Here is a 7169-nt window from a genome sequence, read left to right as displayed (position 1 = left end):
GTGAGTGATCACCGTACCGGTTCGATTCCGGTCCTCGGCATTTCTTAATATGCGCCCATAGCTCAATTGGATAGAGTGTTTGACTACGGATCAAAAGGTTAGGGGTTCGACTCCTCTTGGGCGCGTTTTTAGCAACGGGAAGTAGCTCAGCTTGGTAGAGCACTTGGTTTGGGACCAAGGGGTCGCAGGTTCGAATCCTGTCTTCCCGATTATATTTTCAAAAGGGGCCTTAGCTCAGCTGGGAGAGCGCCTGCTTTGCACGCAGGAGGTCAGCGGTTCGATCCCGCTAGGCTCCATATCATTTGAATAAATGATTTTTTCGCGGTGTAGCTCAGCTGGCTAGAGCGTCCGGTTCATACCCGGGAGGTCGGGGGTTCGATCCCCTCCGCCGCGATTATTAAGAGCCTGGACCTTTAGCTCAGTTGGTTAGAGCAGACGGCTCATAACCGTCCGGTCGTAGGTTCGAGTCCTACAAGGTCCATTGTGGCATTGTATATGTTGGAGGATTACCCAAGTCCGGCTGAAGGGAACGGTCTTGAAAACCGTCAGGCGGGTAAAACCGTGCAAGGGTTCGAATCCCTTATCCTCCTTTACTGGATTCTTGATCGGATTGTAGATCAATGAGTACAGCTTTTAATTACTTAAAGCAGCTATTGCTTAATTAGTAATTTATTATCGCGGGATGGAGCAGTCTGGTAGCTCGTCGGGCTCATAACCCGAAGGTCGTAGGTTCAAATCCTGCTCCCGCAATTGCTTCTGTTAATACAATAGAAGCGTCAAATAAAAACTAAAATATGGTTTGGTAGTTCAGTTGGTTAGAATGCCTGCCTGTCACGCAGGAGGTCGCGGGTTCGAGTCCCGTCCAGACCGCCATGCGGGTGTAGTTTAGTGGTAAAACCACAGCCTTCCAAGCTGTTGTCGCGAGTTCGATTCTCGTCACCCGCTTTAGTTTTTATTTTTTGGGCCTATAGCTCAGCTGGTTAGAGCGCACGCCTGATAAGCGTGAGGTCGATGGTTCGAGTCCATTTAGGCCCATTGAACTATATATTTTGTTACATTTGGGGAAGTACTCAAGTGGCTGAAGAGGCGCCCCTGCTAAGGGTGTAGGTCGGGAAACCGGCGCGAGGGTTCAAATCCCTCCTTCTCCGTTTTAGCGGTCCGTTGGTCAAGTGGTTAAGACACCGCCCTTTCACGGCGGTAACACGGGTTCGAGTCCCGTACGGATCATTGCAACACTTTTTGGAGGATTACCCAAGTCCGGCTGAAGGGAACGGTCTTGAAAACCGTCAGGCGGGTAAAACCGTGCAAGGGTTCGAATCCCTTATCCTCCTTTACTGAACTCTTGATCGGATTGTAGATCAATGAGTCCAGCTTTTAATTACTTAAAGCAGCTATTGTAATTAGTAATTTATTATCGCGGGATGGAGCAGTCTGGTAGCTCGTCGGGCTCATAACCCGAAGGTCGTAGGTTCAAATCCTGCTCCCGCAATCAAAAAAACTAAATATGGTTCCGTGGTGTAGGGGTTAACATGCCTGCCTGTCACGCAGGAGATCGCGGGTTCGATTCCCGTCGGAACCGTTATGGCTCGGTAGCTCAGTTGGTAGAGCAATGGATTGAAGCTCCATGTGTCGGCAGTTCGATTCTGTCCCGCGCCATCTTGCGGGTGTAGTTTAGTGGTAAAACCACAGCCTTCCAAGCTGTTGTCGCGAGTTCGATTCTCGTCACCCGCTTTAGTTTTTTTATTTTGGGCCTATAGCTCAGCTGGTTAGAGCGCACGCCTGATAAGCGTGAGGTCGATGGTTCGAGTCCATTTAGGCCCATTGAATTTTACTTGGTCCGTTGGTCAAGTGGTTAAGACACCGCCCTTTCACGGCGGTAACACGGGTTCGAATCCCGTACGGATCATGAAAGCATCCTTTGGAATGCTTTTTTTTTATGTTTTAAAAAAGGCAATTTTAAAAGTTTTTCCATAAATTAGGCACAGTAGGTCAAAATTTGTTATAATCAGTCCGTTGCAAGTTCCCGAAAGGATTCGCAGCTGCGAAGATGCCTTGTAACCGAATCGAAATTTAGGGGGAATACAAAAAATGACAGAGAAACATTTATTTACTTCAGAATCTGTATCTGAAGGACATCCAGATAAAGTGGCTGATCAAATCAGTGATGCTATTTTAGATGCGCTGCTTGCTGAAGATCCAATGGCACGGGTTGCCTGCGAAACCTCGGTGACGACCGGATTAGTATTGGTTTTTGGCGAAATCTCGACAAGTGCCTATGTAGATATTCAAAAAATTGTTCGCGAAACCATCAAAGGAATCGGTTATACACGGGCAAAATTCGGCTTTGACGGTGACACTGTGGCGGTATTGGTAGCCATTGATGAACAATCACCTGATATTGCTCAAGGCGTTGACAATGCATTAGAAGTACGCGATGAAGCGAATGAAGAAGAAATCGGTGCCGGAGATCAAGGATTGATGTTTGGTTTTGCTGTTGATGAAACACCAGAATTGATGCCATTACCAATTGCATTGAGTCACCGTCTTGTTCGGCGATTAGCAGAACTGCGTAAAACGAATGAATTGACCTATTTGCGTCCTGACGCAAAATCCCAAGTAACTGTCGAGTATGATGATCAAGATCAGCCTCGTCGAGTGGATACAGTTGTTATCAGCACACAGCATGATGATGCAGTAGACAATGAAACGATTCGTCATGACGTTATTGAAAAAGTGATTAAAGAAGTGATACCAGCTTCTCTTTTAGACGATGAAACAAAATATTATATCAATCCGACAGGACGATTTGTCATCGGTGGGCCTCAAGGGGATGCCGGATTGACTGGTAGAAAAATCATTGTAGATACTTATGGTGGATATGCAAGACATGGCGGTGGCGCATTTTCTGGGAAAGATGCAACAAAAGTTGACCGTTCTGCTAGTTATGCTGCACGCTATATTGCTAAAAATATCGTTGCAGCGAAACTTGCCCGAAAGGTAGAGGTTCAGCTAGCTTATGCGATTGGTGTAGCACAACCTGTATCGATTCGAATTGATACGTTTGGAACCGGAAAAGTCAGTCAAGAGAAATTGATCCAAGCTGTAAGAGAGAATTTTGATCTGCGGCCAGCTGGAATTATAGAAATGTTGAATCTACGTCGTCCGATTTATCGTCAGACAGCGGCATATGGACATTTTGGTCGTACAGATATCGACTTGCCATGGGAACAAACAGATAAAGTGGATGCTTTATTGGCAAGTGTGAAGGAATAAAGAGGCGACCTCTGTTGATGTAAATCAATAGAGGTTCTTTTTTTTGACTTAGAAGAGGGGGAGAATGATGAAAACGAATGTGACACGTGTGACGATTGCTGTTTTTGTTGCAACATTTATGACGGCTATCGAAGGGACGATCATTACGACTGCTATGCCGACGATCGTTGGTTCTTTACACGGGATCGAGATCATGAATTGGGTTTTTTCGATTTACTTATTGACTAGTGCTATGTTGACACCCATTTACGGTAAACTTGCCGATACCATTGGTCGTAAACCGATTTTTTTATTTGGGACACTGCTCTTTATGATTGGTTCCGCACTCTGTGGCTTGTCAAACAGCATGCTGACACTCATCCTTTCGAGAGCTGTTCAAGGAATCGGGGCTGGTGCGATGATGCCTGTTGCATTGACGATCATCGCCGACTTGTACCCTGTAGAAAAGAGAGCGAAAGTCTTGGGTTTGAACAGTACTGCTTGGGGGATTGCTAGTGTCGTCGGTCCATTAGCTGGTGGTGTGATTGTTGATACAGTCGGTTGGCACTGGATCTTTTTTATTAATGTGCCGATTGGTGTGTTTCTTCTTGGCATGATTTGGTTTTATTTTCATGAAAACAAAAAGACGAAGAAATCTGGGAAAATGGATTTACTTGGTAGTTTTTTGATGATGGTCACATTAGTTTCTCTGCTTTTAGGGTTTCAGTTACTAGGCGATCAGGGGTTAAGTGTTGCTGTGGTAAGCTTACTGATTTTGGCTATTGTAACATTCCTGCTGTTTTATCGAGTAGAGAAAAAAGCAGCAGATCCATTAATTGATTTAGCGTTATTCCATTCTAGAACTTTTGTGGTAGTAAATATTGTCGCAGCACTAGCTAGCGGTTTTTTGATGGGTATCGATGTGTATATCCCAATGTGGATGCAAGGAGTCTTAGGAATGAGTGCAGGTATCGGTGGTCTTGTACTAGCACCGTTATCGATTTTATGGATGGTCGGCTCATTTCTAGCCAGCCGCTGGTTGCTGAAGCGGTCGGTTTCATGGGTCCTAACGGCTAGTCTATTAATTACGCTTGTTGGCGCAATCTGGCTTTTTATCACCCCAATGAAAACGTCTTTTCTCTGGTTTTTAGGAATCTCTTCAATTACCGGAATCGGATTGGGAGCAACGATGGTCGTTTGTACCGTGACTGCTCAAACGAGTGTTCCTCATTCACAAATTGGGGTAGCGACCTCCTTCAATACGCTATTAAGAACAATTGGTCAGACAATCATGGTTTCTGTTTTCGGGATCGTCTTGAATATCAGCAATAATTTTGGATTGAAAGAAGCAGGTATTCAAGATCAGGAAATCATGAATCGCTTAGTGGACCCAACTGCTGCTAAGAAACTTTCAACAGACATTCTGCTTCAATTACGAGGAATTTTGTACGATGGATTACATTGGGTATATGGATTAGGATTGTTGCTGATTGTGCTTGCTTTGGTGTTTGCCCGTACAATTCGGCGAGAATCTGGTACAATGATAAAAAAAGAATCGCAGGTGATTTGATGGCTTTTATACAAGCAAATATCTATTCAAATGTTCTTGAAATGGAAGTAATGGTAAACGTGATTCTCCCCCAAACTACCATCAAAAAGGTAGGTACAACTACAAAAAATGATCAAAAAGAATTACCAGTTCTATATCTATTACATGGAATGGGTGGTAATCATAGTGTCTGGGAAAGACGAACTTCGATCGAGCGCTATGTGAGCGACTATCAAATGGCAGTGATCATGCCTTCGACTGATTTGGCTTGGTATACAGATACAACTTATGATATGAAGTACTGGACCTTTGTTGCAGAAGAGTTACCGCAAATCTGCCGAGAGCTGTTTCCTCAATTGAGCAGTGATCGGGAGAAGACATTTGCTGCTGGTCTATCTATGGGGGGCTATGGTGCTGTTAAGTTGGGTTTGCGTAAACCAGAGAGTTTTGCTGCCGTTGCCTCTTTGTCCGGGGCTTTAGCGATTGCTGAAAGCATGGATTCTCTTTTAAAGATTCGAAATACTTCTTACTGGGAAGGGATTTTTGGCCCATTGGATCAGTTTCAAGGTTCAGAGAATGATTTGATCCATTTGATCGATACGATTGATCCGCAAAAGGCACCGCGCTTTTATATTAGTTGTGGAACAGAAGACCAACTGTTTCCTGCAAGTGAATATGCAGTTGCAAAAATGCAGGAACGTGACTTGGCAGTGACATTTGAGTCTGGTTCCGGAGATCACGATTGGCAATTTTGGGATCAGTGGATCCAACGGGTATTAAACTGGCTCGTTGAAGGAAAATAAAAAACATCAGAGACCGAAGAATAGTCAACGGTTCTCTGATGTTTTTTTTCGTTCGATACAAAACAGGACTGGTGGTTGGTTGCGCTGATTGATGAATTGATAGGACAGCACGTTAAATTGCGCTTGTGGTAATTGACGACAAAAGCGATGAACAGCTTCTAACTCTTCAGGTCCGCCTTCGTGGCCATAATAGCATACAAGGATGATCCGACCGCAAGGAACAATACGTTGGATCAATGCTTGCAGTGCCTGTTCGGTCGTCTCAGGTAAAGTAATGATTTTTTTATCGCTCTTTGGTAAGTAACCTAGATTGAAAATAGCTGCATGAACGGCATCAGGGACGTAATCCGCTACTGTTTCATGTCCTTGGTGGATCAGTTCAACTTGCGGCAGGAGTCCTTTTGCTAACAAGCGTTCTTTTGTTGTTGTCACTGCTTGTTCCTGAATATCAAAGGCATAGACTTTGCCTTCAGGTCCGACTAGTGTTGCCAACAGCTCGGTATCATGGCCATTTCCCATGGTGGCATCAACTACGGTCTGTCCGGGTTTGACGACTTCTTGTAAAAGGGTGTGGCTATAACGCATGGCTGTTTGTAGCATAGATAGCCTCTTTTCTAACATCAAATTTTCCTTGATAGGAGTCGCGGTGCAGCATTTCTTTATCGATCTCATTCAAGACTTCCCATTTTTTGAGACTCCACATAGGTCCAATCAAAGCATCCCAAGGAGCGTCACCTGTCAGACGATGAATGATGATCTCCGCAGGAATCATTTCTAGTTGGTCGCAAATCAAAGAGACATAAGTCTCTCTTTGCATCAATTGCAGCTTGCCTTCATGATAGTCCCGGAGCATGCGGGTATTTCGCATCAAATGCAAGAGATGGAGTTTGATCCCTTGAATATCTGAGTCCAAGATTGTTTTCCGCACATTTTCCCGCATCATTTCTAATGTTTCACCAGGGAGTCCATTGATCAAATGGGTACAAACCTGAATGCCATGTTTTCTCAATTTAGCGACACCATCAAGATATGTTTGATAATCATGCGCACGGTTGATTGCGTTGCTGGTGGTTTCAAAGGTTGTTTGTAACCCTAACTCCACCCACAAATAAAAGCGTTGGTTCAATTCAGCTAGATAGTCTACCACATCGTCTGGAAGACAGTCAGGACGTGTACCGATAGAAACACCAACGACACCTGGCATGGTCAAAACTTGTTCAAATCGCTCTCGAATGACTGCAGCTGGGGCATGGGTATTGGTGAAATTTTGGAAATAAACGATGTACTTATCGACATGAGGCCATTTTTTGTGCATCATATCGATTTCTTTATGAAATTGAACGGGCAGCGGGGCTTCAGGTGCAACGATCATGTCGCCTGAACCAGACACGCTGCAAAAGGTACAACCACCTTTTGCAACAGTACCATCTCGATTGGGACAGTCGAAGCCAGCATCGATCGGTACTTTAAAGATTTTTTCACCAAATTCCTGACGCAATGCATAATTCCAAGAATGGTAACGTTTATGCTGATTTTCGGCATAGGGGAATGAATTCATGGATTTT

At 44.4% G+C, this 7169-nt stretch carries 5 protein-coding genes, 20 tRNA genes and 1 riboswitch (1 of these 26 running past the window's edge); of the genes, 23 read left to right on the top strand and 2 right to left on the bottom strand.

The window, feature by feature from the left end:
* The 23 genes from IGJ28_RS02270 to IGJ28_RS02160 all read left to right on the top strand — a co-directional run.
* Nucleotides 1-40: transfer RNA gene (locus tag IGJ28_RS02270), tRNA-Leu, on the top strand (it extends 46 nt beyond the left edge of the window).
* An 11-nt stretch (nt 41-51) separates the two neighbouring features.
* A tRNA-Arg gene (locus IGJ28_RS02265) sits at nt 52-125 on the top strand.
* A 10-nt stretch (nt 126-135) separates the two neighbouring features.
* Nucleotides 136-209, top strand: a tRNA-Pro gene (locus IGJ28_RS02260).
* Between the two features lie 14 nt (nt 210-223).
* Nucleotides 224-296: transfer RNA gene (locus IGJ28_RS02255), tRNA-Ala, on the top strand.
* A gap of 24 nt (nt 297-320) precedes the next feature.
* Nucleotides 321-394, top strand: a tRNA-Met gene (locus tag IGJ28_RS02250).
* A 13-nt stretch (nt 395-407) separates the two neighbouring features.
* A tRNA-Ile gene (locus IGJ28_RS02245) sits at nt 408-481 on the top strand.
* Nucleotides 482-500: 19 nt separating this feature from the next.
* Nucleotides 501-590 (top strand) — tRNA-Ser (locus IGJ28_RS02240).
* Nucleotides 591-676: 86 nt separating this feature from the next.
* Nucleotides 677-750 (top strand) — tRNA-Met (locus tag IGJ28_RS02235).
* A gap of 46 nt (nt 751-796) precedes the next feature.
* Nucleotides 797-873, top strand: a tRNA-Asp gene (locus IGJ28_RS02230).
* Between the two features lies 1 nt (nt 874).
* Nucleotides 875-945: transfer RNA gene (locus tag IGJ28_RS02225), tRNA-Gly, on the top strand.
* Nucleotides 946-961: 16 nt separating this feature from the next.
* Nucleotides 962-1035 (top strand) — tRNA-Ile (locus tag IGJ28_RS02220).
* A gap of 25 nt (nt 1036-1060) precedes the next feature.
* Nucleotides 1061-1148 (top strand) — tRNA-Ser (locus tag IGJ28_RS02215).
* Between the two features lie 7 nt (nt 1149-1155).
* A tRNA-Glu gene (locus tag IGJ28_RS02210) sits at nt 1156-1227 on the top strand.
* Between the two features lie 14 nt (nt 1228-1241).
* A tRNA-Ser gene (locus tag IGJ28_RS02205) sits at nt 1242-1331 on the top strand.
* Nucleotides 1332-1415: 84 nt separating this feature from the next.
* A tRNA-Met gene (locus tag IGJ28_RS02200) sits at nt 1416-1489 on the top strand.
* Nucleotides 1490-1506: 17 nt separating this feature from the next.
* A tRNA-Asp gene (locus IGJ28_RS02195) sits at nt 1507-1579 on the top strand.
* A 4-nt stretch (nt 1580-1583) separates the two neighbouring features.
* Nucleotides 1584-1656, top strand: a tRNA-Phe gene (locus IGJ28_RS02190).
* Between the two features lie 4 nt (nt 1657-1660).
* Nucleotides 1661-1731: transfer RNA gene (locus IGJ28_RS02185), tRNA-Gly, on the top strand.
* Between the two features lie 16 nt (nt 1732-1747).
* Nucleotides 1748-1821: transfer RNA gene (locus tag IGJ28_RS02180), tRNA-Ile, on the top strand.
* 13 nt (nt 1822-1834) lie between these two features.
* Nucleotides 1835-1906: transfer RNA gene (locus tag IGJ28_RS02175), tRNA-Glu, on the top strand.
* A gap of 102 nt (nt 1907-2008) precedes the next feature.
* Nucleotides 2009-2091, top strand: a riboswitch (SMK box riboswitch).
* Nucleotides 2089-3273 (top strand): methionine adenosyltransferase, encoded by a 1185-nt coding sequence (gene metK / locus IGJ28_RS02170; RefSeq protein WP_003128403.1) that lies wholly within the window; start codon nt 2089-2091, stop codon nt 3271-3273. It overlaps the preceding riboswitch by 3 nt.
* Before the next feature lie 67 nt (nt 3274-3340).
* Nucleotides 3341-4822, top strand: a complete 1482-nt coding sequence (locus tag IGJ28_RS02165) for an MDR family MFS transporter (RefSeq protein ID WP_252712304.1) — start codon at nt 3341-3343, stop codon at nt 4820-4822.
* Nucleotides 4822-5604 (top strand): alpha/beta hydrolase, encoded by a 783-nt coding sequence (locus IGJ28_RS02160; protein WP_021149016.1) that lies wholly within the window; start codon nt 4822-4824, stop codon nt 5602-5604. Before IGJ28_RS02165 ends, IGJ28_RS02160 begins: the two co-directional genes overlap by 1 nt.
* A 24-nt stretch (nt 5605-5628) precedes the next feature.
* On the opposite strand, the gene IGJ28_RS02155 is transcribed toward IGJ28_RS02160, so the two are convergent.
* Entirely contained in the window at nt 5629-6204 is a 576-nt protein-coding gene (locus IGJ28_RS02155; protein WP_005472914.1) for a tRNA (mnm(5)s(2)U34)-methyltransferase, read from the bottom strand.
* The gene (locus IGJ28_RS02150) at nt 6179-7162 is read right to left on the bottom strand and encodes a TIGR01212 family radical SAM protein (RefSeq protein ID WP_252712254.1); all 984 of its coding nucleotides are present in this window, start codon (nt 7160-7162) and stop codon (nt 6179-6181) included. Before IGJ28_RS02150 ends, IGJ28_RS02155 begins: the two co-directional genes overlap by 26 nt.
* Nucleotides 7163-7169 lie beyond the last annotated feature (7 nt).

The organism is Enterococcus sp. AZ091, from assembly GCF_051714805.1.
Taxonomy (GTDB): Bacteria; Bacillota; Bacilli; order Lactobacillales; family Enterococcaceae; genus Enterococcus_D; species Enterococcus_D gallinarum.
Note: the sequence above shows the minus strand (reverse complement) of the source record. Positions and strands in the feature narration are given on the sequence as shown.